A 24,900-nucleotide genomic window follows, 5' to 3' on the forward strand; every position below is an offset into this window, starting at 1 on the left:
CCCTGCGACCGAGGGTCGTCCGGGCAGGGCAGAAGGCCGTTCGGGACGGGCCGGCCGGCGTGCCTCGCCGGCCGGCCCGTACGTGGTGCTAGAGGGTGCGGGCGAGACGGTCGGCGAGCACGCGGGTGAACCGGGACGGGTCGGCCAGCTCCCCGCCCTCCGCGAGCAGCGCCAGGCCGTGCAGCAGTTCGGCGGTCTCCTTCAACGACTCCTCGTCACCGCCCTGCTCGTGCGCCTTGCGCAGGCCGGTGACCAGCGGGTGCCCGGGGTTGAGCTCCAGGATCCGCTTCACCGCCGGCACCTCGTGCCCCATCGCCCGGTACATCTTCTCCAGCGTCGGGGTGATGTCGTGGGCGTCGCCGACGACGCAGGCCGGCGAGGTGGTCAGCCGGGAGGAGAGCCGGACCTCCTTGACGGAGTCGGCCAGGGTGGCGCCCATCCAGGTGAGCAGGCCGGCGAAGTCCTTGCGCTGCTGCTCGCGCTCGGCCTCGGCCTCCTTCTTCTCCTCCTCGGTGTCCAGGTCGACCTGGCCCTTGGCGATGGAGCGCAGGGTCCTGCCGTCGTACTGGCCGACGCGCTCGATCCACACCTCGTCCACCGGGTCGGTGAGCAGGAGCACCTCGTAGCCCTTGGCGCGGAACGCCTCCATGTGCGGCGAGTTCTCGATCATCGTGCGCGAGTCGCCGGTGGCGTAGTAGATGTCGCTCTGCCCGTCCTTCATCCGACCGACGTAGCCGGCGAGGTCGGTGGGCTCGGCCGCGTCGTGGGTGGAGGCGACCGACAGGATCTCCAGGAGGGTGTCCCGGTTCTCCGTGTCGTCGATCAGGCCCTCCTTGACCGCCGCTCCGAACTCCGTCCAGAAGGTCCGGTAGCGCTCGGCGTGGTTGGCCTTCATCTCCTTGACCGTGGCCAGGATCTTCTTGACCAGCCGGCGGCGGACGACCTGGATCTGCCGGTCCTGCTGGAGGATCTCCCGGGAGATGTTCAGCGACAGGTCGTGCGCGTCCACGACACCCTTGACGAAGCGCAGGTAGTTCGGCATGAGCGCTTCGCAGTCGTCCATGATGAACACGCGCTTGACGTAGAGCTGCACGCCGCGGCGACCCTGCGGAGCGAACAGGTCCAGCGGCGCGTGCGACGGGATGAACAGCAGGGCCTCGTACTCGAAGGTGCCCTCGCCCCGCATGTGCACGATGTCCAGCGGGTCGGCCCAGTCGTGGCTGACGTGCTTGTAGAACTCCTTGTACTCGGCCTCGTCGACCTCGTCGCGGGAGCGGGCCCAGAGCGCCTTCATCGAGTTGAGCGTCTGGGTCTCGGTGCTCGTCCCGTCGCCCTCCGCGGGGCGCTCGACGGTCATCCGGATCGGCCAGGCGATGAAGTCCGAGTAGCGCTTGACGATCTCCCGGATCGTCCACTCGGCCGTGTAGTCGTGCAGGTTGTCCTCGTCGTCGGCCGGCTTGAGGTGCAGGGTCACCGAGGTGCCCTGCGGCGCCTGCTCGACCGGCTCGACGGAGTACGTGCCCTCGCCGGCGGACTCCCAGCGGGTGCCGCCGCTCTCCCCCGCCCGACGGGTCAGCAGCTCCACCCGGTCGGCGACCATGAACGCCGCGTAGAAGCCCACGCCGAACTGGCCGATCAGCTCCTGCCGCGCCCCGGCGTCGGAGGACTCGCGCAGCTTGTGCAGCAGCTCGGCGGTCCCGGACTTGGCGATCGTGCCGATCACCTGGACCACCTCGTCGCGGGACATGCCGATGCCGTTGTCCCGGACGGTCAGCGTGCGCGCCGCCTTGTCGACCTCGATCTCGATGTGCAGGTCGGAGGTGTCGGCCTCCAGATCCTTGTCGACCATCGACGCCAGGCGCAGCTTGTCCAGCGCGTCCGAGGCGTTCGAGATCAGTTCACGCAGGAAGACGTCCTTGTTCGAATAGATCGAGTGGACCATCAGCTGGAGCAGCTGACGCGCCTCGGCCTGGAACTCCAACGTCTCGGCCCGGTTGGTCACACCGTGTCCTTTCATCCTCGAAAGCCACCGAAGGTTCGCGCAAAGGATACGAGCCGTCGCCGACGGCGAGACGACGGGACTGCGCGGTGTCGGGGGCGTCGCGTTGCCGGCACCGCCTACCGTCGGGGTCGGCGCCGACGTGGCCGCCGGGACGGGCCGAGGGCTGACGCGACCGTCGTGGCGGGCGGTCAGTACGGTAGGGATGTGTCTCTATGGATGGCCGCGATGTGGGGACTGGTCGGCAGCGCGGTGGCCGAGTCGCTGAACCTCTCCGGGATGATGCGCCCGACCAGCGGGTCCGCGGGACGGTGGCAGTGGCCGTGGCGGGACCGGCGCGACGCCCCGATCGTCGTGTTCGCGGTGCTGCTCAGGACGGTGGCCGGCACCGGCCTCGCCGCCGCGGCGGGGGCGGGCGGCCTGGCCACCACGGCGTTCGCCAGCTTCACCTTCGGGGTCGCGGCGCCACTGGTGATCGCCAAGATGTTCGACCAGGTCCGGGTGGCCGACCAGCCGGCCGACAGCGGCCGGGACGACACGAACGCCATGAGCGGCACGAGCGGCGAGCACGATGACGCCGCGTGAGAGCCTGCGGGCCAGGTTCGTCTCCGCGCTGGCCGCCCGCCCGGCCGCCACCACCACGGCCGTTCCCGTACGGACCCGGACGAGGCTCGCCGCGGCGCTGGCCGCGCGGCCGGTCGTCGTCCCCCGGCCGCTTCCCCGCCCCGACGTCGGGGACGACGGTGACACGAAACTGACCCATCGGGTCAGGACGGTGCTCGCCGGCCTCCTGGGCGTCACCACCGATCAGTTGCGGGTCGACGCCGACGGTGACGTCGGCATCCGCGCCGGCTCGGCCATGATCTTCGTACGGGCACAGGACGACCCGCCGCTGGTCGACGTGTTCTCGCCGCTGCTCACCGGCGTCGACCCGACCGAGTCGCTCTACCGGCGGCTCTCCGACCTGACCAACGGCCTCGTGGTGGGGCGCGTCTACTGCACCGGGGACACCGTCTGGGCGTCCGTCCCCGTCTTCGGGCAGGACTTCGCCCCCACCCATCTGCTGCTGGCCCTGCGGGCCATGATCGCGCTCGCCGACGACCTCGACGACCAGCTCCGGCAAGAGTTCGGTGGCAGCCGCTTCTTCGGCCCGGAGTCCACCGGCCTGGTGGCGGTGCCCGACCCGACCGGCTACCTGCGCGACCTCGACCGGGCGGGCGAGCACGGGGCGGGCAGCGTGCTGGTCGACCTGTTGGCGGACCGGGGACGCACGGAGGAGCTGCGGCTGCGCGCCGAGCACGGCGACTGGCACGCCGCCGCCCGACTCGCCACGCTGCTCGCCGGGCAGGGCCGCGCCGACGAGGCGGAGCGGTACTGGCGGATCGCCGCCGAGCAGGGCGATCCGCGGACCCGCGGCGAACTTGGCGCCCTGCTGGCCGCCCGGGGCGGGCACGAGGAGGCGGTCGAACTGCTGCGGCAGGCGGTCGACGGCGGCGACCGGCGGCACCTCGCCCTGTTGTTGACGCTGCTCACCGAACGCGGACTCGTCGACGAGGCGGTCGAACTGCTGCGTCGCCGGGCGGCCGACCGGGGCTGATCACCCCCTTCCCGCGTCCGACGACCCGGTCGGCGTGCTCGGCCCACCCCTGATTTCCGTACGTCCAGGTGTCAGGACGCGGACGCCTGGGTACAGAGACCCGCTGGGGTGCCGGCTGACGTGCAGCTGAAGTCGGGTGCCAGGATGTGCGGGTAACGCCAGCAAGGGTCATCGGGGCCCGGAAGTGAGGGCTGCGATGGGGTGCGACCGAGGGTGACGCGACCCACGGGGGACCTGTTCGCCGACGGCGGTGAGACCGGGCGGCTGATGGCGCGTCTGGACTGGGCCGCCACGCCGCTCGGCCCGGTCGAGGGCTGGCCGCAGAGCCTGCGCGCCGCCGTCCGGGTGGTCCTCTCCTCCCGCTACCCGATGCTGCTGCTGTGGGGTGGCCGCTTCACCCAGCTCTACAACGACGCGTACTCCGCCCTGATCGGCGACAAGCACCCCGACGCGCTCGGCGGCGACGTGCGGGTCACCCTGGCCGAAGGCTGGGACGTGCTGGCCCCCCTGATCGACGAGGCGATGACGACCGGGGTCGCCAGCTGGGTGCCGGCCCTGCAACTGCTGCTCGAGCGGTCCGGCTACCGCGAGGAGGCGTACTTCAGCGTCTCGCACGCCCCCGCCCGCGACGACGAGGGACGCACGGTCGGGGTGCTCACCGTCTGCAGCGAGGTCACCGAACAGGTCGTCGGCGAGCGTCGGCTGCGCCTGCTGCGGGACCTGTCCGTGGGCGGCGACGGGCGGACCGTCGACGTGGGCAGCACCTGCGCCCGGCTCGCCGAGGCCATCGGCCGACACCCGCTGGACGTCCCCTTCGCCGCGTTCTACCTGCGCGAGGGCGCGCTGCTGCGCCGCGTCGCCTGCGTCGGCGCAGAGCCCGTGGCCGAGGTCCTGCCCGACACGACGCCGGCCGACCAGGAGCACGGGTGGGGGTTGGCGGCCGCCGCGGCCGGCACGACGACCGAGGTGACCGGCATCGATCGACGGCTCGCCCTGCCGGCCGGCCCGTGGGGTGACGCGGTCGGCACCGCCCTCGCCCTGCCGCTGCCCTCCGCCGAGGCGGACCAGCCGCTCGGGGTGCTGCTGGTCGGGGTCAGCCCGAGCCGGGGGTTGGACGAGGCGTACCGGTCGTTCCACGCGTTGCTGACCCAGCAGGTGGCCGTCGCCGTGCGCAACGCGCAGGCGTACGAGGAGGAGCGCCGGCGGGCCGAGGCGCTCGCCGAGCTGGACCGGGTCAAGACGGGATTCTTCACCAACGTCAGCCACGAGTTCCGGACCCCGCTGACACTGATGCTCGGCCCTCTGGCCGACGCCCTCAACGACAACGAGCATCCCCTGCCGGCGACGCAGCGCGAACGCGTCGACACCGCCTGGCGCAACGCCACCCGGCTGCTCACCCTGGTGAACAGCCTGCTCACCTTCTCCAGCCTGGAGGCCGGGCAGGCGCACAGCGAGGCCCGCGAGGTGGACCTGGCCGGGCTCACCACGGAGTTGGCCAGCGTCTTCCGCGCGGCCGTCGAACGCGCCGGGCTGCGTCTGGAGGTCGACTGCCCGCCGCTGCCCCGCCCGGTCTGCGTCGACCCGGTCAACTGGGAACGCATCGTCACCAACCTGCTGTCGAACGCGCTGAAGTACACCTTCGTCGGTCGGATCCGGGTCGCTCTGACCGCCGACGACGAGGAGATCCGACTCACCGTCGCCGACACGGGCATCGGCATCGCCGAGGAGGACCTGCCCCGGCTCTTCGAACGGTTCCACCGGGTGCAGGGCGCCCGGTCGCGCAGCCACGAGGGCACCGGCATCGGGCTCGCCCTGGTCCGCGAGCTGGTCCGCCTCGAAGGCGGTGACGTGCGGGTGCAGAGCCGGGTCGGGGCAGGAACGACCTTCACCGTGGCGCTGCCCTGGTCCACCACGGGATGGACCGCCGGGCCGGCCGTGGCCGTGGACGGGGTCGGCGACGCCGCCCGGGCCGCCGTCCAGATCGCGACCGGCTGGCTGGCCGACCCGGCGCAGGCGGGGACGTCCGCGCCGGCCGGGCCGCCGGTGCCGGCGTACGGGGCGGACGCGCTGGGGCGCGCCCGGATCCTGGTGGCCGACGACAACGCCGACATGCGCGCGTACCTGGCCCGGTTGCTGGGTGAGCAGGGCTGGCGGGTGGAGACGGTCGGCAACGGCCGGCAGGCCCTCGAGGCGATCCGCCGGGAGCAGCCCGACCTGGTGCTCACCGACGTGATGATGCCCGAGGTCGACGGCTTCGAACTGGTCCGTCGCCTGCGCGGGCAGGAGGACACCCGGGCGCTGCCGGTGGTGGTGCTCTCCGCGCGCGCCGGCGGGGACGCCAGCGTGGAGGGACTCGACCTGGGCGCCGACGACTACGTCGTCAAGCCCTTCGCCGCGGCCGAGCTGATCGCCCGGATCCGCGCCACCCTGCACCGCGCCCGCACCCGGGGCGGCCGGTCCCCCGACGCGGAGGGCACCCTGGGCACGGGAGGCAGCCCACCTGGTTCACCGACCCCGGTGGACGGCCCGCCCGCCACGCCGGGGATCGCCGCGTCGATCGACACGAACGGGAGGTACGCGCACTGTCCGGCGGGGCGATCGCCGGCTCCCGAGCACCTCGGCGCGTTGGACGCGGGCTGGACGTACCCGTCACAACCCACGTCGGCCGCGGCCATGCGCCGGGACGTGCGGGGCGCGCTGGAGGTGCTGGACCTCGACCCGGACACGGTGGCCGATCTCCTGCTGGCCGCCTCCGAGGCGGTCAACAACGCCGTCGAGCACGCGCAGAGCCCCACCCGCCCGGAGGTACGGGTGGGGCTGCTGGTGTCCGACGGCACGGTACGCATCACCGTGCGGGACTTCGGCACGTGGCGCGACCGTCGCCCGGCGATGGACCGGGGGCGGGGCGCCACGCTGATGAACGCGTACGGCGACGTGCGCCTGGTCTCCACCGCCGACGGCACCACCGTCACCATCGAACGCCGCCTTCCGCCCGCCCCCTGATCCGCGCGCGACGTCGCCGACTGACCGGTTCGGCGTCCATTGTCCGGTTCGCGGTGGGCGCGAAGTCCGTCCTGTCGCGTGTGTCGCATCTGTGGTGGCCGGCACCACCGGTGGGCCGGGCATGGGTCGGGGTGCCGGGTCGTTGTAACCACCGTGGCCGCGTGAGCAGGCCCTTCCGGCCGCTCGGGTCGGCCCTTCGTCGGCCGGGTGAGCGGAATGCGGGCCGGGCCGACGCGGTTACATCCCCCCGGAGCACCGAGTACCGCCCCCGGGGCACGGCCTGTGGAATGTGTGGCCCGCCCGGGGAGTTGCAACGCCCCGCAGACGCGCCCCGGCCTTCGCCGGGGACCTGCCTGACGTAGAACCTTTCCTCCGCCCGCGGCGCGCCCGCCCCCCTCTGGTGTGCGTCCGGGTACCCCCGATCGAAAGGTGCCTTGTCATCATGCGTACCGACATGCTCCGTAGGACCGCTCTGACCGCTGCCGGGCTCGCCTTCGCCGGCGGCGCCGTCGCCGGCCCCGTCACCACCGCCGTCGCCACCCCCACCACCCAGGGCAAGCCCGTCACGGTCGCCCAGGACCGCAAGGGCGGCGAGCGGGAACTCGGCGTGCGCTACGAGGCCCAGCCCAACTTCTACTACTGCGGCCCCGCCGCCGCCCGCAACGCCCTCAGCGTCCAGGGCAAGAACATCGACGTCGACGCCATGGCCCAGCGCATGGGCACCACCGAAGCCGGCACCAACTCCATCAACGACATCACCCCCGTACTCAACAAGGAAACCGGCAAGGACGCCTACCAGTCCGTCGAGATCCGCGACCCCAAGGCCGACGACACCCAGACCGACAAGCTACGCGCCGACATCGTCACCGCCATCGACGAGGGCCACGCCGTCGTCGCCAACATCGCCGGCACCGCCACCGACACCGACGGGGGCACCCACTCCTTCGAGGGCGGGCACTACATCAGCGTCGTCGGCTACCGCGACAACGGCGACACCGTCACCATCGCCGACTCCGCCGACCCCACCCAGGCCACCTACCGGATGAGCGTGGACAACCTCGCCGACTGGATCGCCACCCGCGGCTACACCGCCTGACCGACGACAACACCCACACGAAGACCACAAGGGCCGGACCCCGCACAGGGGCCCGGCCCTTTCGTCATGCTCGCGGGCTGCGCCCGCATCATGCCCGCACGCGCGCCCGCACCCGCCCGCCCGCCCGCCCGGATCAGGATCTGCGGTCGCGCTCCTGGCTGAGCCGCTCGTCGAGCCGGCCCAGTTCGTAGATGGCGTTCAGCTCCGTCGGCAGGTGGGTCACGTTGTCGGCCAGGGATTCCTCGTCGGGTTCCGGCGCGGGGGACGGCGGGCTGAGCGACGCGACGGGCTGTGCGCTGACCGGCACCGGGGACGGCGGGCCGACCGGCGCGGCGACGGACTGCGGGCTGAGCGACGCGACGGGCTGCGGGCTGACCGGCACCGGGGACGGCGGGAAGGCCGGCGCGGCCGGGCCGGCAACCGCGGCGGCGGGTCGGCGCCGACGGGTCAGGACGAACAGCACCAGCATCGCCAGGGCACCCAGCACGAGGCCGTGGATCAACGACCGGTCCACTCCCCCGTCGTCCTCGCCGGGCGGGGCCGCCTCGGTCGAGGGAGGGGCAGGGGTGGCGCCCCGCCCGTTCGGGGGTGGCGCCTCGGCCTCCCGCCCGGTCGGGCGTCCGGCGGGCCGGGCACCTGCCGGGGAGGCGCTCGCGGACGGGTTCGCTGACGCCGGGGCGGCCGGGGCGGTGGACGGGTTGGCCGGGGCGGTGACCACCGGGTCGGGTGGGACAGGTGTCGGAGAGGCGCCCGGTGTGGGGGTGGCCCTGCCACCGCCCTCGAGCAGGTCGTCGACGATCTGCCCGACGCCGCCGAGCAGGTCACCGACCGGCCCACCGGAGGCCGACGGCGTCGGAGCGGGAGCGAGCGCCAGGGTAAGGGCGAGCGCGGCCACGGCACGCATGGTTCACCTCGGGAGGGGTCGATGTGCCAGGCACCGTACCGCACTGCGGGTGGTCGTCGCGTGACACCCTGACGGCACGGCCACCGAACGACGAACGGGGGGCGCCGCAAGCGGCGCCCCCCGTACCGGGGTGGGTCAGACCGGCAGGCCGCCGACCTGGGTGTTAATCCAGGTGCGGATGGAGGGCAGGTCCACGTAGATGGACGGGCCCGTGGCGCAGGTCGAGTTGTTGTTGCCGGCGCGGCTGGTGGCGCCGATCAGGGCCCACGCCCCGTTGATCCGGCGCACCTGCGGGCCGCCCGAGTCGCCGTAGCAGGCGCCCGAGTTGCCGTTGGTGTTGTTGGTGCAGATCTCGTACGGGCCGTTGATGCCGAGGCACCGGCTGTCCGCGACGATCGAGGTGTCCAGCTCGTGCGCGACGGTCGGGGCGCTACCGCAGCCGCGCGGGGCGCAGGTCTGGCCCCAGCCGATGATCCGGGTGGCGGTGCCGACCGCGCCGGAGGTGGTCGGGATCGGCGCGGGGGCGTACGTGACGTTGCTGGCGAGCTGCAGCAGCTTCACGTCGACGCTGGGGTGGTTGACCGCCCGGGTCACCCGGACGACGGTGCCACCGCTGCTGCGGTTGACGCTGCCGACCCGCACCGAGGTGGGGGTCCCGCAGTGCTTGGCGGTGACCGCCCAGTTGGCCTTGATCAGGGTGCCGGTGCAGCCGGAGACGTACACCATCCACGGGTAGTTCTCGCTCGCCGGCCGGCCGTTGACCACCTGCGGCGAGATGTCGTCGGTGTCGTTCCACGTGAACGTGCCGGTGGGCACCTCCGACGCGGCGAGACCACCGGCGAAGAGCTGGTTCACCCGCGACGCCTCGGCGGCGCTCGGGTACGCGTTGCGGCAGGAGACCGGCGCGCTGCTGCCGGACATCAGGTCGGAGCAGAGCCCGGTACGCCGGTCGGGCAGGCCGAGGATGTGGCCGATCTCGTGGGTGGCGATGCGGGTGCGGTCGTAGCCCTGGTTGACGGCGGTCCAGCCCATCCAGACCCGGCCGGAGCCGAGCCCGCTGACCTGGGCGCGCGGCCAGCCGCTGTCGACGTAGATGGTGACGTTGCCCGGCGTACGGGCGACCAGCTGGACGTTGCTGACGCGGCTGTTCCAGATGGCCGCGGCCTGGTCGAAGTTGGTGCGGAACTCGCCGGCGCGGCTCGCGTCGTAGTAGACGGTCCGGGCGGCGGAAGCGCCCGGGTCGGCGGACGCGTTCGTGTCGGTGGCAACCTGCATTCCGGTTGCGGCCAGCACCGCCGCCAGCGCGGCGGTCGCCGCGTGCAGCAGTTGTCGTCGGAACATACACGCACTCCCTGAGTTGTCCGGCGGCGTGCCACCGCCGGTCATCGATGTACGTGAATGCTAAAGCGGCGGTCGCCGATATGCGGCATAACGGAATCGTCATACCGGCACCCCCACCCGGCCACCGGCCGCGATCCCGCGCCGGAACGAGGCCACGGGCCGGAACGACACCACGGGCCGGCCGGGGCGTCCCGATTGACAGCCAATCGACGCACTGCTATTTGTTAATACAGTTTCCTGAAGCGGTGGTGGCCGTCCGGCCGTCCACCGGGCCGCAAGCCCACCGAGGCGGCGCGCCGCCATCCCCACCCGAGGAGCGCCATGCCTCGCAAGCGGACCGTCGCTCACCTCTCGGCCGCGCTCGCGGTCACCGTCGCCGCCATCGGCTACGGCCTGCCCTCGGCCAGCGCCGCGGCGGCCGGCCCGGTCACCGGCCTCGGCGGCAAGTGCGTCGACGTCGCGGCGGCCAATCCGGCCAACGGCACCCCGATCCAGCTCTGGGACTGCAACGGCACCGCCGCCCAGGTGTGGACGGTCGGCAACGCCGACGGCTCGGTCCGGGCGCTCGGCAAGTGCCTGGACGTGACCGCCGCGTCCACCGCCGACGGCGCCAAGGTGCAGCTGTACGACTGCAACGGCACCGGCGCGCAGAAGTGGACCGCCAGCAACGGCGCGTTGGTCAACACCGGCTCCGGCAAGTGCCTCGACGTCACGGACTGGAGCACGGCCAACGGCGCGCGGTTGCAGATCTGGGGCTGCTCCGGCAACGCCAACCAGCGGTGGACCCTGCCCGGCGGCGGCGCCACGCCCACTCCGTCCGCCCCGGCCGGCGCGCCCCTCGACGACCCGGACAAGAAGGACGTCGCCATGCAGCTCGTGTCGGCGGCGGAGAACTCCTCACTAGACTGGCGCGCCCAGTTCTCCTACATCGAGGACATCGGCGACGGGCGCGGCTACACCGCCGGCATCATCGGCTTCTGCTCCGGCACCGGCGACATGCTCGAACTGGTGGAGGCGTACACGCGGACCAAGCCCGGCAACGTGCTGGCCGGCTACCTGCCGGCACTGCGTGCCGTCAACGGCACCGACTCGCACGCCGGCCTCGACCCGTACTTCCCCCGCGACTGGCGCACCGCCGCCGCCGACCCGGTGTTCCGGGCCGCTCAGGAGGCCGAGCGGGACCGCGTCTACTTCAACCCGTCCGTCCGCGACGGCAAGACCGACGGCGTACGGGCGCTCGGGCAGTTCGCCTACTACGACGCGGCGGTCATGCACGGCTACGAGGGCATGCGCGCGATCCGCAGCCGCGCCCTGGCCCGGGCGAAGCCCCCGGCCCAGGGCGGCGACGAGCGGACCTGGCTGCACGCCTTCCTCGACGAGCGGGTCGCCGAGATGAGGAAGGAACCGGCGCACTCGGACACCTCACGCGTCGACACCGCGCAGCGGGTCTTCCTCAACAACGGCAACTTCCACCTGAACACGCCCCTGGTGTTCGCCGTCTACGGCGACCAGTACCGCATCGGCTGACGTCCCCGGTCACGGCTGCGACGCGACGCCGGCCGGGGCGGCGGTCTCCCGCAGCCGGCCGTCGGCGAGTCGCAGCCAGCGGTCCACACCGATCGACGCGAGGAACCGCTCGTCGTGGCTGACCACCACGAACGCGCCCTCGTACGCGTCGAGCGCGCTCTCCAACTGCCCGACGCTGACGAGGTCGAGGTTGTTCGTCGGCTCGTCGAGCAGGAGCAGCTGCGGCGCCGGTTCGGCGAACAGCACGCACGCCAGGGTGGCGCGCAGCCGTTCCCCACCGGAGAGCGCGCCGACCGGCAGGTGGGCCCGGGGGCCCCGGAACAGGAAGCGGGCGAGCAGGGTCATCCGCTGCGCCTCCGGCATCGTCGGCGCGTACGCGGCAAGGTTCTCCGCCACCGTGCGGTCGAGCTCCAGCAGGTCCAGCCGCTGCGACAGGTACGCGATGCGGCCGTCGGCCCGCCGTGTCCGGCCGCCCTCCGGCTGCACGTCGCCGTCGACCATGCGCAGCAGGGTGGACTTGCCGGCGCCGTTCGGCCCGGTCAGCGCGATCCGCTCGGGTCCCCGGATCGTCAGCTCCAGGCCGTCGCCGGCGAAGAGGGCCCGGTCGCCGTAGCGGACCTGCATCGCCTCGCCGTGGAAGACCGTACGCCCGGCCGGAAGGTTGGTGCCCGGCAGCTCCAGCGTGATCCGCTGTTCCTCGCGCAGTGCCCGGCCCGCCTCGTCGAGCCGCGCCTTGGCGTCGCCGACCCGCGCGGCGTGCGTGTCGTTCGACCGGCCCGCCGACTCCTGGGCGCTGCGTTTCATCCCGCCGGCGACGATCCTCGGCAGGCCGGCGTTCCTGAGGTTGCGGGCGGCGTTGCCGGCCCGGCGCTCGGCGCGCTCGCGGGCCTGCTGCATCTCCCGCTTCTCCCGCTTGACCTCCTGCTCGGCGTGGCGGACGTTCTTCTCCGCGACCTCCCGCTCGGCGCGGGCCGCCTCCTCGTACGCGGTGAAGTTCCCGCCGTAGGCGCGGACCTCGCTGCGGTCGAGTTCGAGGATGCGGTCCATCCGGTCCAGCAGTGCCCGGTCGTGGCTGACCAGCAGCAGGCAACCCGCCCAGTCCGCCAGCACGGCGTGCAGCCTGCGGCGGGCGTCGAGGTCGAGGTTGTTGGTGGGCTCGTCGAGGAGCAGGACGTCGGGGCGCCGCAGCAGTTGCGCCGCCAGGCCGAGGGAGACCACCTGACCGCCGCTGAGGGTGTGCAGGGGGCGGTCGAGAGACACGTCGTCGAGGCCGAGCCGGTCCAGCTGGGCACGGGTGCGCTCCTCGACGTCCCAGTCGTCGCCGATCGTGGTGAAGTGCTTCTCGTCGGCGTCGCCGGACTCGATGGCGTGCAGCGCCGCGAGGGCCGGCGCGACCCCCACGACCTCGGCCACCGTCAGGTCGCCGGTCAGCGGAAGGTTCTGCGGCAGGTAGCCCAGCGTCCCGTCGACGGTCACGGACCCGCCGGTGGGCCGGAGCTCACCGGCGATCAGCCTGAGCAGGGTGGTCTTGCCGGCGCCGTTCGGCGCGACGAGGCCGGTGCGCCCGGCGCCGACGGTGAACGACAGGTCGTCGAGGACCGGGGTGTCGTCGGGCCAGGAGAAGGAGAGACCCGAGCAGATGACGAATGCTTCGGACATGCGGAAACCCTCGGAGTGACGTGGGCGCGCCGGGCGCGCCGCGACGGGATTCGGGAACGACGGCTCTGGGCCACGTCGGCGGTCGGACGCCTGCCGGTGGCCGGGCACTTCCGGTGTCACCCGGAGATGTCGTCGTCACCCGCCATGTCTGGTCTCCCTGTCCGTGATCACTCGCGCCCATCCTAACAGCGCACGACGGGCACGACGGGCACCACGGGTACGCGCGACGCCGTCAGAGCCCCGCGCACGGGTCGTCGCCCAACGCGCAGTCCTCGGGCGCCCGGGTGAGCGGGTCGACGTCGCGGACGGCGAACGTGAACGTCCGCGAGCGCCCGGCCGGCACGGGCGGCCCGGTGAAGGTGACGACCTGCCCCCGCTGCCGCCACTCGGCCCCGCTGACGTCGGTGAGCGTGCCGCCCTCGGCGAGCGTGACGACCACCTTCCACCCGGTCACCGCCGCGTCGCCGGGGTTGTCGACGACGACCTCGCCCGTGTAGCCGAGCAGCGGTCTCGACACGGTCTCGTAGCTGGCGGTCATGGCGGCGGCCGACGGCGCGGGCGAGGTGGGCGTACGCGACGGGGTCGCCGAGGGCGTCGCCGACGGCGTACGGCTCGATCGGGAGGGGGTCGGCGTGGTGCTGCGCGAGGGGCGGGCGGAGGGGGTCGGCTGCGGCGTGCGGCTCGGGGTGGTCGAGGCGGTCGGCGACGGCACCGGGCCGGGGCCGGCGACCTGCTCCGGCTCGGCGGGCAGGACCGCCCACACCGCCGCCCCGGCGACCAGCACGACGCCGGCCAGCCCCGCGACCAGCAGGGGCCAGCGGCGGCGGCCGGCCGGTGCCGGCTCGTCGCCGACCACTTCGGTCACCGGCATCTCGGTCGTCGTCCCGGCCTCGCCGCGACGCAGGTCGACCTGGCGGAAGGCCAGCCAGTCGAGGATCGCCGGCAGCCGCCCCGTCAACGCCTGCCGGTAGGACTCCTCGCGACGCTCGCGCTGCCCGTCGGGCCAACCGCCGTGCTCCAGCGCCTCGCGGACCGACAGTCGGCAACCCGCGGTCGTGGGGACGACGGCACAGCTCAGGCGGCTGCGCCGGCCGCCCTCGAGGCACCGCAGGGCGATCAGCTCCGGCTCCCGCCGGTCGGTCACCTCCGCGTCGACGGCGGCGTCGAACCCGGGCAGGCCGGCCGTGAAGAGCAGCAGCCGTCCGCGTGCCCCGGCCATCGGCTCGACCTCGGTGAACCAGCGCGCGAGCAGAGCGCGATCCGTCAATGCGCGCCACACCCGGTCCGCCGGGTGGAACAGGTCGACCTGCACGTCGATCTCGGTCACGGAGAGACTCTACGGGCATCGATCGCGCACCCGTCGGCACGGGGGATGCCCGGCGCACGTCGCCGGCACCACGTGGGCCGTGGGCGCGCGACCGGCGCCCACCCCTCGCGGGCGCCGGTCGGCGGTCATCCCTTCACGCAGACCACCTGCTTGAGGTGCGCCACCACCTCGACCAGGTCCTCCTGCTGGGCCATCACCTGGGTGATGTCCTTGTACGCGCCGGGGATCTCGTCGACCACCCCGGCGTCCTTGCGGCACTCCACGCCGGCGGTCTGCGCGGCCAGGTCGGCGGTGCTGTAGGTGCGCTTCGCCTGCGCCCGTGACATCCGCCGCCCCGCCCCGTGCGACGCGGAGCAGTACGCGTCGGGGTTCCCCTTGCCCCGCACGACGTACGAGCCGGTGCCCATCGACCCCGGGATGATGCCGAGGTCCCCCCGACCGGCCCGGATCGCCCCCTTGCGGGTGACCAGCACGTCGACGCCGTCGTAGCTCTCCTCCGCCACGTAGTTGTGATGGCAGCTGATCGGCTCGTCGTAGCCCACCTGCGGGAACTGCTCGCGCACCACCTGGCAGAGCAGGGCGAGCATGACGGCCCGGTTGCGCCGCGCGTACTCCTGCGCCCACCACAGGTCCCGGCGGTAGGCGTCCATCTCCGGCGTGCCGGTGAGGAACACCGCGAGGTCCCGGTCGGGCAGGTCGGTGTTGTGCGGCAGCCGCCGGGCGACGGCGATGTGCCGCTCCGCCAGCTCCTTGCCGATGTTGCGGGAGCCGGAGTGCAGCATCAGCCACACCCGTCCCTCGTCGGCGCCGCCCTGCTCCAGGCAGACCTCGATGAAGTGGTTGCCGCCGCCGAGCGTGCCCATCTGCCGCTGGGCCCGCGTCTGAAGCTGCGCCACCCGCCGGTCGAGGTCGGCGAACCGGCGCCAGAAGTCGTCCCAGCCGGCCTGCTCCAGGCCGCGGACCCGGCGCGGGTCGACCGGCTTCTCCCGCTGGTTGAACCCGACCGGGATCGTGGCCTCGATCGCCGAGCGCAGCCCGGCCAGGTCGTCGGGCAGGTCGGCGGCGGTCAGCGAGGTGCGCACCGCCGACATGCCGCAGCCGATGTCGACACCGACGGCGGCCGGCGAGACGGCCTGGCGCATCGCGATGACCGAGCCGACCGTGGCGCCCTTGCCGAAGTGCACGTCGGGCATGACCGCGACGCCCTGCACCCACGGCAGCGCGCCGATGTTGCGCAGTTGCTGGGCGGCCTGCGGCTCGATGCCGTACGGGTCGGTCCAGACCCGTACCGGCGCGCGGGTGCCCGGGAGCGGGGTGAAACTCATCGTCGTCTCCTCGTGTCGTCGGCTGGTCGGCCGCGTCCCGGCGGGTTCGCGACGGGACGCCGGCGCCGTCACCGGCGTGGCTCGGGGGTGGGGGAACTCGGGATGCCGGGGACGAAAGAGCCGCCCGGACCCCGGTGGGGTGGGCGGCTGCGCGGACGTGCCGGCGCTAGACGCGCCGCCACCCGGGCCGCCGACCCCGCGGGGAACGGTGGCGACACCACTGCGGTGTGCCCGCTGGCAGCGGGGCACCGCCGCGCGGCGTCGGCCACGTGGCGTCGGTGCGGGTGCGCTGCGGCACGGCGTACTCCCCTGGGTCGTCGGTCGACCTTGCGTCGATGACGGTAAGCGGGCCCCGCGGTGGCCGCAACACATATCCACGGCCGCCCACATCACCGACGGGCCCCGAATATGATTCCCTATCGCTCCCTTTCCGGGCTAGGGTGGGGAACGATGAGTGAGGAAATGTTCTCAGTCGAGCAGGTGGCCGAGCGGTTGGGCCTGCACGTGCGCACCGTGCGTGGCTACATCCGCACGGGTCGGCTCAGGGCGGTGCGGATCGGCAAGCAGTACCGGATCGCCCGCGCCGACCTCGACGCGCTGACCGGGCGGCCGGCGCCCGCCCGTGCCGTCGGCACGGCGATGGAGGTGTCGAGCATCCTGCAGATCGACGGCGTCGACCGCGCCGCGGCCGACCGGCTGGCCACGCTCGTGCTGGCCGCGGCGAACACCAGCCACCACCCCGCGCACCGGCTGCGCATCCAGACCGTCCACGACGAGGAGCGCAACCGCATGAAGATCGTGATCCTGGGCGACGCCTCGGCCACCGCCGACGTGCTGCGCCTGGTCGATGCCGTCCTCGACGGCGACAACGGCCTGCTCGGCGGAGGGGCCGACGGTGCCTGACCTCATCCAGGAGCGGGCCGGGGTGCCGGTGCTGGTGTGCGACCCGGCCGGCCCGCCCGTGGCCACCGAGCAGGACGCGCTCGACCTGATCGGCGCGGCCTTCCTCGGCGCCGAGCTGGTCGCCGTGCCGGCGAGCCGGCTCGACGCCTCCTTCTTCTCCCTCGGCACCCGCTTCGCAGGCGAGATCATGCAGAAGTTCGTCAACTACCGCATCCGCCTGGTCGTCGTGGGCGACATCAGCGCGCACCTCGCCGCCAGCTCGGCCCTGCGCGCCCTCGTCCACGAGTCGAACCGCTCCGGCCACGTGTGGTTCGTCCCCGACCTCGACGCCCTCGACGCCCGGCTGGCGCCGGCGGCGGGACCCGGGCCGCACGGGGCACCGACACGCGGCTGACCGCCCCGGGGTTGCCGCCCGGCGGGGCGGGTAACCGGCGCGGATGAGGCCGCAGGCCGAGCCCGTGGACGTCGACGAGCCACTGGCCGTCGACGTACCGCCCGCGCCGCACGACGCCAGCGGCGAGCGCGTGCCGACCCGCGACCTGGCCGGGCTGGCGCCGGCCGCGCGGCCGGCGCGGCGGTGGACGCCGCGCCGGGTGGTCGCCACGCCGGCCGCGCTCGATCATCCGCACGGCCGACGGATCGCCCACCGCGTCGAGGCCCTGGGCATCGAGGTGGAGCGGCTGCGCGCCAACCGCCTCACCGGCATCCGCGGGGGCACCGAGCGGGAGACGTACGCGCGGGCGAAGGCGACCATGGCGATCGTGGTCAGCCCGCCGTCGCGCCGGAAGCTGCAACCCATCGCGCCCAGCGCGGACTGGCGCTTCGACCTGGCGGAGGGCTGCCCGGCGCACTGCCAGTACTGCTACCTCGCCGGCTCGCTGTCGGGACCGCCGGTGACGCGGGTGTACGCCGACCTGGACGACATCCTCGCCGGCCTGGCCGACTACGCCGGGCGGGGCACGGTGACCAGCCGCAGCACCGGGCGGGCCGCCGAGGGCACCACCTTCGAGGCGTCCTGCTACACCGACCCGCTCGCCCTGGAACACCTCACCGGCAGCTGGCGGCGGGCCGTGGAGCACTTCGCCGGTTGGGACGCCCCGGTGCAGCTGCGCTGGACGACCAAGTACGCCGACGTCGACACGTTCGTCGGGCTGCCGCACGCCGGGCGCACCCGCGTCCGGTTCAGCGTCAACTGCCGCCCGGTCAGCGAATGGATGGAGGGCGGCACGGCCCCGGTGCCGCACCGGCTGGCGGCGCTGCGCCGGCTCGCCCTCGACGGCTATCCCGTGGGGTTGACCGTCGCGCCGATCATGCCGCTGCCGGACTGGCGGGAGCACTACGGCGAGTTGCTCGACGCGGTCGCGGACGCCGTCGCCGGGGTGCCGGGGCTCGACCTGACCGCCGAGCTGATCACCCACCGGTTCACCCCGGGCAGCAAGGAGGTGCTGCTCGGCTGGTACCCGCGCACGAGGCTGGAGATGGACGAGTCCGCCCGCAGCCGCAAGTACGGCAGGTTCGGCGCGGTGAAGTACGTCTACCCGCGCGACACCATGGCCGAGCTGCGCACCTGGTTCGACCGCGAGCTGGCCGCCCGGCTGCCGGCCTGCCGGGTCCTCTACTGGACATGAGGATCAGCTACGGTCGACGACCGTGGCCCTCATGCGTGTCGACTTCCACTCCGAGGTGCTCGGTCTCAGCACCTCGATGACGGTGATCCTGCCCCAGCGGACCACCACGCAGATCGGCATGTCCGGCAGCGCCGGGCAGGGCGACCCGCCCGTGCTCTACCTGCTGCACGGGCTGTCCGACGACGACACGATCTGGCTGCGCCGCACCTCGATCGAGCGGTACGTGGCGCCGCTCGGCCTGGCCGTGGTGATGCCCCAGGTCGGGCGCAGCTTCTACGCCGACGAGGAGCACGGCAACCGGTACTGGACCTTCCTCAGCGAGGAACTGCCCCGGCTCTGCCACGGGTTCTTCCGGCTCTCCGCGCGCCGGGAGGACACGTTCGTCGCCGGGCTCTCGATGGGCGGCTACGGGGCGCTGAAGTGGGCGCTGCGCGAGCCGGGCCGGTTCGCCGCGGCGGCGAGCCTCTCCGGGGCGCTCGACGTGGCCACCCGCCGCCACCATCCGAGCGCGCCCCTCGACCCCGCCGTCTGGCACACCGCCTTCGGCGAGCGCACCGTGGCCGGCAGCGACGACGACCTCCTCGCCCTGCTCGACGCGGCGGCGGGCGCCGACCTGCCCGCGTTGCACGTCGCCTGTGGCACCGAGGACTTCCTGTACGAGGACAACCTGACCTTCGCCGCGGCGGCCCGCGAGCGGGGCGTCCCGCTCACCGTGGACCTCTCCCCCGGCGCGCACGACTGGGCGTACTGGGACGCGAAGATCCAGGACGTGCTGGCCCGGCTGCCGCTGCGCACCCGCGGCTGACCCGACCGGCCCCGGTGCCGACCGGACCGCCCCGGTGCCGGTCCTGCGGGCTGCCGGCTCAGGCGCCGACGGCGCCGTCGATGCCCTCGCGCAGCAGGTCGGCGTGGCCGTTGTGGCGGGCGTACTCGTGGATCAGGTGCAGCATCACCAGCCGCAGCGACACGTCCTCGCCTGACCTGGCGTGGTGGCCGGTGACGTCGAGCGACGCGGCCTCGCGCTCGATGCGGCGGGAGTGCGCGACCTCCCGCCGCCAGGCGTCGAACGCCTCGGCGCGGGTCGCGCCGCTCGCGTCGTACGCCACCTGGAAGTCGCCGGCGTCCGACCAGACCAGCGGGACGTCCTCGCCGTCTATGGTCCGGCGGAACCAGGCCCGCTCCACCTCCGCCATGTGCCGCACCAGGCCGAGCAGCGACAGCGTGGACGGGGGCATCGACTGCCGGCGCAGGTCGTCGTCGGACAGCCCGGCGCACTTCATGGCGAGGGTCGCCCGGTGGTAGTCGAGGAAGGCGCGCAGCATCTCGCGCTCGTCGCCCGTGACGGGCGGCCCGATCCGTTCGGTGTCCACGGCCCACTCCCCCTCGCCTGACGGCGCCCCCGGCGGCCGGCGGTCGTCCGGCGCGGCGCCCGTCACCCTCTGATCGTCCCGCCGCCGGGCGGCCGGCCGCCACCCGGGGTCGGACCCGCCCGGCGCGCCCGGCCGCCAGCGACGTCGTCCCATTTGTGCGGTGGTGCTCTCCTATGGCGACTCGCGATCCTCGGATATGACGAATTTCGTCGCGACTGACGGCCTAGACGACGATTATGCCTAGGTCTATGGACAATAACCGGCGGCTCTCGTAGGGTCTCCCCATCTTCCGATGATCCTGGAGATGACGTGAACACTGCCCCCACGGAAATTCCCGCCAACTCGGCGACCGAGCTGCACGCCGCCGCCACCGTGGTGGACGGCAGCACGGTCATCGAGCTCAGCGACGCCCACCTGGACCGGATCCGGCGAGGTGGCGTCACTGCCGTCAACCACACCGTCACCAGGCCCTACGCGGACACGGTCACCGCCCTGCGGGAGGTGAACCGCTGCCGCAGGTGGATCGACGAACACCCCGACGACGTGCTGCTCGCGCTGACCGTCGCCGACATCGAGCGAGCCAAGGCTGAGGGCAAGGAAGCCGTCATCTTCGGTCCGCAGGACACCGAGATGATCGGTGTCGATCTCGATCTGCTGGGCACCTTCTACGACCTCGGCGTCCGCATCCTGCAACTGACCTATCAGCGGCAGAACCTGCTCGGCGCCGGCTGCGGCGAGGAGACCGACTCGGGTCTGACGCACCGCGGTCGCCGCTTCGTCCAGGCGATGGACGAGCTGGGCATCCTGGTCGACGTCTCGCACTGTGGCGAGCGCACCGGCCTGGACGCCATGGAGGCGTCCGCCAAGCCGGTCGTCGTCACCCATTCCTTCTGCCACGCGATGTCGCCGCACATCCGGGCCAAGTCCGACGGATACCTGCGCAGCCTCGCCGAGCAGGGCGGCGTCATGGGTATCACCACCCTGTCAGGGTTCCTCTACTACCCGGAGGACCCGTCGCGTCGTCCGGATCTGGCCCGCTTCGTCGAGCACGTCAGCCGCGTGGTGGAGGTGGCCGGCGTCGATCACGTCGCGATCGCCACCGACTACGACGAGACATGGACCGAGCCGATGCGGATCGCACAGCTGGAGTCCATCGCGCGGTCGAAGTCCAAGGAGAACCAGAACCTCCTCGGTGACTTCGGCTGGACCGAGCGCCGGGCGATCGGGATGGACGACGCCGCGGACTTCCCCAACTTCACCCAGGCGCTGCTGGACGGCGGTTTCTCGCCGGCCGACGTGACCAAGATCCTCGGCGGCAACTGGCTCCGGGTCTACGGACAGACGTGGAAGCCGGCCTGACCTGTAAGCGCTGATCGTGACACCAGCCAAGGAGACCAATGCGTACTCGTGTTTTGACCAAGGTGCTGGCAGTGGGCGTCATCTCGGCGCTCGCCGCCGGCTGCGGAGGCGGTGAGCCTCCCTCGAAGAACAGCGGCAGCAGCTCCAACGACGGTCTGAGCGGCAACGTCCGCCTGGAGGACGAGTCGCAGCCGGCAGGCACCCCCAAGTCCGGCGGTCGACTCCGGGTCATGATCCGGTTGGACGCCAACGAACTCGACCCGCACCGCATGTCGGAGACCTCGGCCTTCGTCATCAACGAGCAGATCTACGAGTCGCTGGTGCAGTCGTACCGGGGCGAGATCAAGCCGGCGATCGCGGAGTCGTGGACGCAGAGCACCGACGGCCTGTCGGTGACGTTCAAACTGCGCGACAACGCGGTCTTCCACAGCGGGCGCAAGGTGACCGCCGCCGACGTGAAGTACTCGATCGAGCGGATCAAGAACCCGGCGACCCGGGCCCCACGGGCACGTAGCTACGAGGGCATCACCTCGGTCACGGCGGTCGACGAGCGTACCGTCGAGATGAAGCTGGCCAAGCCGAACGCCGCCATCCTGACCCTGCTCTCCACCGCCGCCTCGTCGATCGTGGACCGGTCGGTGGCCGAGGCGGGCGGCCTCAACGGCAGCGTCGACGGCGGCAGCGGCCCGTTCAAGATCGCCTCGCGGGTCACCGGCCAGGCCATCAAGCTCGACAAGCACGCCCAGTACTGGGAGCCGGGCGTTCCCTACCTGGACGGGATGGACTTCACCTTCAACCCGGACGACAACGCCCGCGCCGCGGCGGTACGCAGTGGCACCGTCGACTTCCTCTGGCGTCCCGCCCCCGAGTTCATCGACGCGCTCAAGCGCGACGAGAAGCTCAAGTGGTACGGCGGCTCCGGGTCGCTCTCGCTGCACCTGCGGCTCAACACCTCCAAGGCCCCGTACGACAACGTGAAGGTCCGGCAGGCCATCTTCCTCGCGCTCGACCGCCAGGAGATCCTCAACGTGGCCAACTCCGGCTTCGGGACCGCGCTCAACTCGGGCTACCTGCCGCCGGACCGCTTCGGCGCGGTGAAGGAGCCGATCTACGGCAAGGCCGACGTCGAGAAGGCCAAGGCGCTGCTGACCGAGGCAGGGTACCCGGACGGCTTCGAGGCCAAGCTCATGGTCATCGCCACCTCGGCGTTCCAGGTGCGCTCGGCCGAGGTGGAGCAGCAGCAGCTCGCCAAGATCGGCATCAAGGTGACCATCGAGTCGGTCGAGTCGACCATCGCCGACACGAAGACGAAGTCCGCCGACTTCGACATGTACCAGTCCGGCTTCGGCCTGACGTACGACCCGGACGAGCGGTTCACCGCCAGCTTCCTCTCCGGCGGCGGCCTGAACTACGGCAACTGGTCCGACAAGGAGTACGAGAGCCTGGTCGTCCAGGCCCGCTCGGAGATGGACAAGGACAAGCGTGCCGCGCTCTACCAGCAGGCCGAGAAGATCCTCGCCGAGCGCGGGCCGGTGGCCATGACCTTCCTCAACGCCGACTTCGACGTGCTGCAGAAGGACGTCATGGGCTACAAGGGCGACCCGACACCGACGTACCGCTTCTACCGGCACATCTGGCTCGACCGCTGACGCCGTGGCGGGGGCGCCGGTCTCCCGGCGCCCCCGCCGTCACCCCAGGACGACGAAAGGCAGGCCCATGACGTCTGTACCGCTGACCGACCGCTATGTCATCGCCGCCCGGCTCAAGGGCTACCTCAACAAGCACGGCGAGTCGGTGGCGCTGCTGACCGAGGCGCTCGAACTGGAGCCGGGCAGCGCGCGGCTGCTGCGTTTCCGGGGCCACCGGCGCATCTCGATCGGCGACTACGCCGGCGCCATCGCCGACCTGCGCGCCGCGGCCGACCAACTGCCCGGCGTCGAGGACGAGTACGAGATGTACCAGCCCGAGGTGGAGAAGGACGTCATCAGCCTGATCCTCGGCCGGCCCGAGCAGGTACGCCCGCAGCACCTCACCGACACCATGGCCGCCCAGGACCCGGAGGCCCTCGGCCGGTACAACACGACGCTGCACGCCGGCATCTGGTACCACCTCGGGGTCGCCCAGTACCTGACCGGCGACTTCGAGGGCTGCCTGCCCAGCTTCCGCGCGGCCGAGGAGTCCTCCCGGCACCAGGAGGGCACCGTGGCGTCGCAGGACTGGCAGTACATGGCGCTGCGCCGCCTCGGCCGGCCGGCCGAGGCCGAGGAGGTGCTCGACCGGTTCCGCAAGATCACCCTGGTCCAGGAGGACCACCTGGTCGGCTACGAGGGCCGGATGCAGCTCTACACCGGCGACATCACCCCGGAGCAGCTGTGGGCCATGTGTGACGGCAACGACCTGAAGACGGTCACGCAGGGCTACGGTCTGGGCAACTGGCACTACCACCAGGGCGACATCGAGAAGGCCCGCGAGGTCTTCGACGGGGTGCTGCGCACCGGTGTCACGCACGCCTTCGCCTACCTCGCGGTCAAGGCCGAGTACGCCAACAACCCCGACTTCGCCGCGGCGGCGACGACAAAGGAGAACTGACGATGGCAATCATCCGTGCCGAGATCGGCAAGCGTGACCAGGAGACCAAGAACGCGATCATCGCCGAGCTGACCGACGTGCTGGTCAAGTACGGCTCCCCGCGGGAGAACACCCACGTCCTGCTCTACGAGGTCTCGTACGACAACTGGGCCAAGGGCGGCCTGACCTACAACGAGCGGAAGAAGCAGGCGCAGGAGTCGTCATGACCGTCGCCGCCAGGGGACCACACGTCCTCATCACGCCGAACCTGGCCGAGCTGCTGCCGCAGCTGCGCGAGCGCTATCCGCAGTGCCGGTTCACCTCCGTGCCGGAGGACGAGCCGGTACGTGAGGAGTACCTCGACGCCGAGGTGATCCTGCGCAGCGCCATGAACGAGGACACCTTCGACGAGCTGCTGAGCAAGTGCGACGGGCTGCGCTGGATCCAGATCACCGCCGCCGGGTTCGACTGGGTGGGCGGCGACATCATGCGCCGGCGCCTCGACGAGGGGCTGGTCTACACCCGGTCCGGGAACTCCTACAACGTGCCGATCGCCGAGTACATCATCGGTGCGGTGCTCCTGCACCAGCGGGCGTTTCCCGAGCTGCGCGAGGCGCAGGAGCGCCGGGAGTGGGTACGGATCGTCGGCCGGGACCTCATCGGCAGCACCATGCTGGTCTTCGGCACCGGCGGGATCGGCCGGGAGGTGGCCTGGCGCGCCCGCGCCCTGGGCGTCACCGTGATCGGGGTCAACCGTTCGGGTACGCCCGCCGAGGGCTTCGACCGGGTGGAGTCGTTCGCCGACCATCTCACGCTGCTGCCCGAGGCCGACTCCGTGGTGCTGGCCATGCCGCTGACCGAGGAGAACCGGTACTTCTTCGACGCCGAGCGCTTCGCGGCGATGAAGGAGAGCGCCATCCTGGTCAACGTGGGGCGGGGTGCCCTGATCGTCGAGGACGCGCTCGTCGACGCGATGCGGCAGGGTCGGATCGCCGGTGCCGTGCTCGACGTGTTCGAGGAGGAGCCGTTGCCGCCGGACCACCGGTTGTGGAGCCTGCCGCGCACGACCGCCACCCCGCACACGTCGTTCCGCGGTTCGGGCAACCTGCAGCGGCTCTACGCGGACTTCTGCGCCAACTTCGACCTGTACCTGGCCGGGAAGCCGTTGACCGGCACGAAGCGCCAGCCGGAGCTGGGGTACTGACCGACCCGACCCGCGTCGAGAGGCGGGGGGGCCCCCCGGGACCGGGGGGGCCGCCGCCCGGTGTCGGGCCCGGGCCGTGCGCGCCCGGCC

Annotated in this window: 21 protein-coding genes; 14 read left to right on the plus strand and 7 right to left on the minus strand. The window is 72.5% G+C overall.

Features of this window, described 5'->3' with window-relative positions:
• Positions 1 to 88: 88 nt before the first annotated feature.
• Complete coding sequence (gene htpG, locus V6U77_RS21915) at positions 89 to 2,002, minus strand: molecular chaperone HtpG (RefSeq protein ID WP_334608402.1); 1,914 nt, start codon at positions 2,000 to 2,002, stop codon at positions 89 to 91.
• A gap of 204 nt (positions 2,003 to 2,206) precedes the next feature.
• Here htpG and V6U77_RS21920 point away from each other — a divergent pair, with 204 nt between their 5' ends.
• The 4 genes from V6U77_RS21920 (at position 2,207) to V6U77_RS21935 (ending at position 7,695) form a co-directional block, all read left to right on the plus strand.
• The gene (locus tag V6U77_RS21920; protein WP_334608404.1) at positions 2,207 to 2,584 is read left to right on the plus strand and encodes a hypothetical protein; all 378 of its coding nucleotides are present in this window, start codon (positions 2,207 to 2,209) and stop codon (positions 2,582 to 2,584) included.
• Positions 2,571 to 3,596 (plus strand): T3SS (YopN, CesT) and YbjN peptide-binding chaperone 1, encoded by a 1,026-nt coding sequence (locus V6U77_RS30090; protein WP_442934479.1) that lies wholly within the window; start codon positions 2,571 to 2,573, stop codon positions 3,594 to 3,596. The genes V6U77_RS21920 and V6U77_RS30090 overlap by 14 nt, the downstream gene beginning before the upstream one ends.
• A 213-nt stretch (positions 3,597 to 3,809) precedes the next feature.
• Positions 3,810 to 6,599: an ATP-binding protein gene (locus V6U77_RS21930; protein ID WP_334608406.1), complete on the plus strand. Its 2,790-nt coding sequence runs from the start codon at positions 3,810 to 3,812 to the stop codon at positions 6,597 to 6,599.
• A 442-nt stretch (positions 6,600 to 7,041) separates the two neighbouring features.
• A complete protein-coding gene (locus V6U77_RS21935; protein WP_334608407.1) occupies positions 7,042 to 7,695 on the plus strand; it encodes a C39 family peptidase in 654 nt (217 codons plus the stop codon).
• A gap of 133 nt (positions 7,696 to 7,828) precedes the next feature.
• On the opposite strand, the gene V6U77_RS21940 is transcribed toward V6U77_RS21935, so the two are convergent.
• On the minus strand, positions 7,829 to 8,599 hold the full coding sequence (locus tag V6U77_RS21940; protein ID WP_334608409.1) for a hypothetical protein: 771 nt from the start codon (positions 8,597 to 8,599) through the stop codon (positions 7,829 to 7,831).
• 135 nt (positions 8,600 to 8,734) lie between these two features.
• Entirely contained in the window at positions 8,735 to 9,985 is a 1,251-nt protein-coding gene (locus V6U77_RS21945) for a snapalysin family zinc-dependent metalloprotease (protein WP_442934480.1), read from the minus strand.
• A 276-nt stretch (positions 9,986 to 10,261) separates the two neighbouring features.
• Between V6U77_RS21945 and V6U77_RS21950 the strand changes: the two genes are divergently transcribed.
• Positions 10,262 to 11,467 carry a chitosanase gene (locus V6U77_RS21950; protein WP_334608411.1) on the plus strand — a complete coding sequence of 402 codons (1,206 nt, stop codon included), beginning with the start codon at positions 10,262 to 10,264 and terminating at the stop codon, positions 11,465 to 11,467.
• 9 nt (positions 11,468 to 11,476) lie between these two features.
• Here V6U77_RS21950 and abc-f read toward each other — a convergent pair whose 3' ends face one another.
• The 3 genes from abc-f to V6U77_RS21965 form a co-directional block, all read right to left on the minus strand.
• Positions 11,477 to 13,126 (minus strand): ribosomal protection-like ABC-F family protein, encoded by a 1,650-nt coding sequence (gene abc-f, locus V6U77_RS21955; protein WP_334608412.1) that lies wholly within the window; start codon positions 13,124 to 13,126, stop codon positions 11,477 to 11,479.
• A gap of 232 nt (positions 13,127 to 13,358) precedes the next feature.
• Positions 13,359 to 14,453 (minus strand): SRPBCC family protein, encoded by a 1,095-nt coding sequence (locus V6U77_RS21960; protein ID WP_334608414.1) that lies wholly within the window; start codon positions 14,451 to 14,453, stop codon positions 13,359 to 13,361.
• Between the two features lie 125 nt (positions 14,454 to 14,578).
• A complete protein-coding gene (locus V6U77_RS21965) occupies positions 14,579 to 15,778 on the minus strand; it encodes an RtcB family protein (protein ID WP_334608416.1) in 1,200 nt (399 codons plus the stop codon).
• Positions 15,779 to 16,228: 450 nt separating this feature from the next.
• On the opposite strand from V6U77_RS21965, the gene V6U77_RS21970 reads away from it, so the two are divergent.
• Genes V6U77_RS21970 through V6U77_RS21985 form a run of 4 tightly spaced genes read left to right on the plus strand, consistent with a single transcriptional unit; the run spans position 16,229 to position 19,114 of the window.
• Positions 16,229 to 16,681, plus strand: coding sequence for a helix-turn-helix domain-containing protein (locus V6U77_RS21970; RefSeq protein WP_334608417.1), 453 nt, complete (start codon positions 16,229 to 16,231; stop codon positions 16,679 to 16,681).
• Positions 16,674 to 17,075, plus strand: a complete 402-nt coding sequence (locus tag V6U77_RS21975; protein WP_334608418.1) for a DUF4180 domain-containing protein — start codon at positions 16,674 to 16,676, stop codon at positions 17,073 to 17,075. The genes V6U77_RS21970 and V6U77_RS21975 overlap by 8 nt, the downstream gene beginning before the upstream one ends.
• A gap of 43 nt (positions 17,076 to 17,118) precedes the next feature.
• Positions 17,119 to 18,309, plus strand: a complete 1,191-nt coding sequence (locus tag V6U77_RS21980) for a spore photoproduct lyase family protein (protein WP_334608421.1) — start codon at positions 17,119 to 17,121, stop codon at positions 18,307 to 18,309.
• A gap of 22 nt (positions 18,310 to 18,331) precedes the next feature.
• On the plus strand, positions 18,332 to 19,114 hold the full coding sequence (locus tag V6U77_RS21985; RefSeq protein WP_334608422.1) for an alpha/beta hydrolase: 783 nt from the start codon (positions 18,332 to 18,334) through the stop codon (positions 19,112 to 19,114).
• A gap of 58 nt (positions 19,115 to 19,172) precedes the next feature.
• Here the strand turns inward: V6U77_RS21985 and V6U77_RS21990 are convergent, their stop codons facing one another.
• Entirely contained in the window at positions 19,173 to 19,679 is a 507-nt protein-coding gene (locus V6U77_RS21990) for a DinB family protein (protein WP_442934481.1), read from the minus strand.
• Positions 19,680 to 19,988: 309 nt separating this feature from the next.
• Between V6U77_RS21990 and V6U77_RS21995 the strand changes: the two genes are divergently transcribed.
• The 5 genes from V6U77_RS21995 to V6U77_RS22015 all read left to right on the plus strand — a co-directional run bounded on the left by V6U77_RS21995 (position 19,989) and on the right by V6U77_RS22015 (position 24,810).
• On the plus strand, positions 19,989 to 21,038 hold the full coding sequence (locus tag V6U77_RS21995; RefSeq protein WP_334608424.1) for a dipeptidase: 1,050 nt from the start codon (positions 19,989 to 19,991) through the stop codon (positions 21,036 to 21,038).
• Positions 21,039 to 21,076: 38 nt separating this feature from the next.
• Positions 21,077 to 22,687 carry an ABC transporter substrate-binding protein gene (locus V6U77_RS22000; RefSeq protein WP_334608426.1) on the plus strand — a complete coding sequence of 537 codons (1,611 nt, stop codon included), beginning with the start codon at positions 21,077 to 21,079 and terminating at the stop codon, positions 22,685 to 22,687.
• A gap of 67 nt (positions 22,688 to 22,754) precedes the next feature.
• On the plus strand, positions 22,755 to 23,627 hold the full coding sequence (locus V6U77_RS22005) for a tetratricopeptide repeat protein (protein WP_334608428.1): 873 nt from the start codon (positions 22,755 to 22,757) through the stop codon (positions 23,625 to 23,627).
• 2 nt (positions 23,628 to 23,629) lie between these two features.
• Entirely contained in the window at positions 23,630 to 23,833 is a 204-nt protein-coding gene (locus tag V6U77_RS22010; protein ID WP_089000078.1) for a tautomerase family protein, read from the plus strand.
• Positions 23,830 to 24,810, plus strand: a complete 981-nt coding sequence (locus V6U77_RS22015; RefSeq protein ID WP_334608432.1) for a D-2-hydroxyacid dehydrogenase — start codon at positions 23,830 to 23,832, stop codon at positions 24,808 to 24,810. Before V6U77_RS22010 ends, V6U77_RS22015 begins: the two co-directional genes overlap by 4 nt.
• Positions 24,811 to 24,900 lie beyond the last annotated feature (90 nt).

Source organism: Micromonospora sp. CPCC 205546 (assembly GCF_036902715.1).
In the GTDB taxonomy this organism is placed as follows: Bacteria; Actinomycetota; Actinomycetes; order Mycobacteriales; family Micromonosporaceae; genus Micromonospora.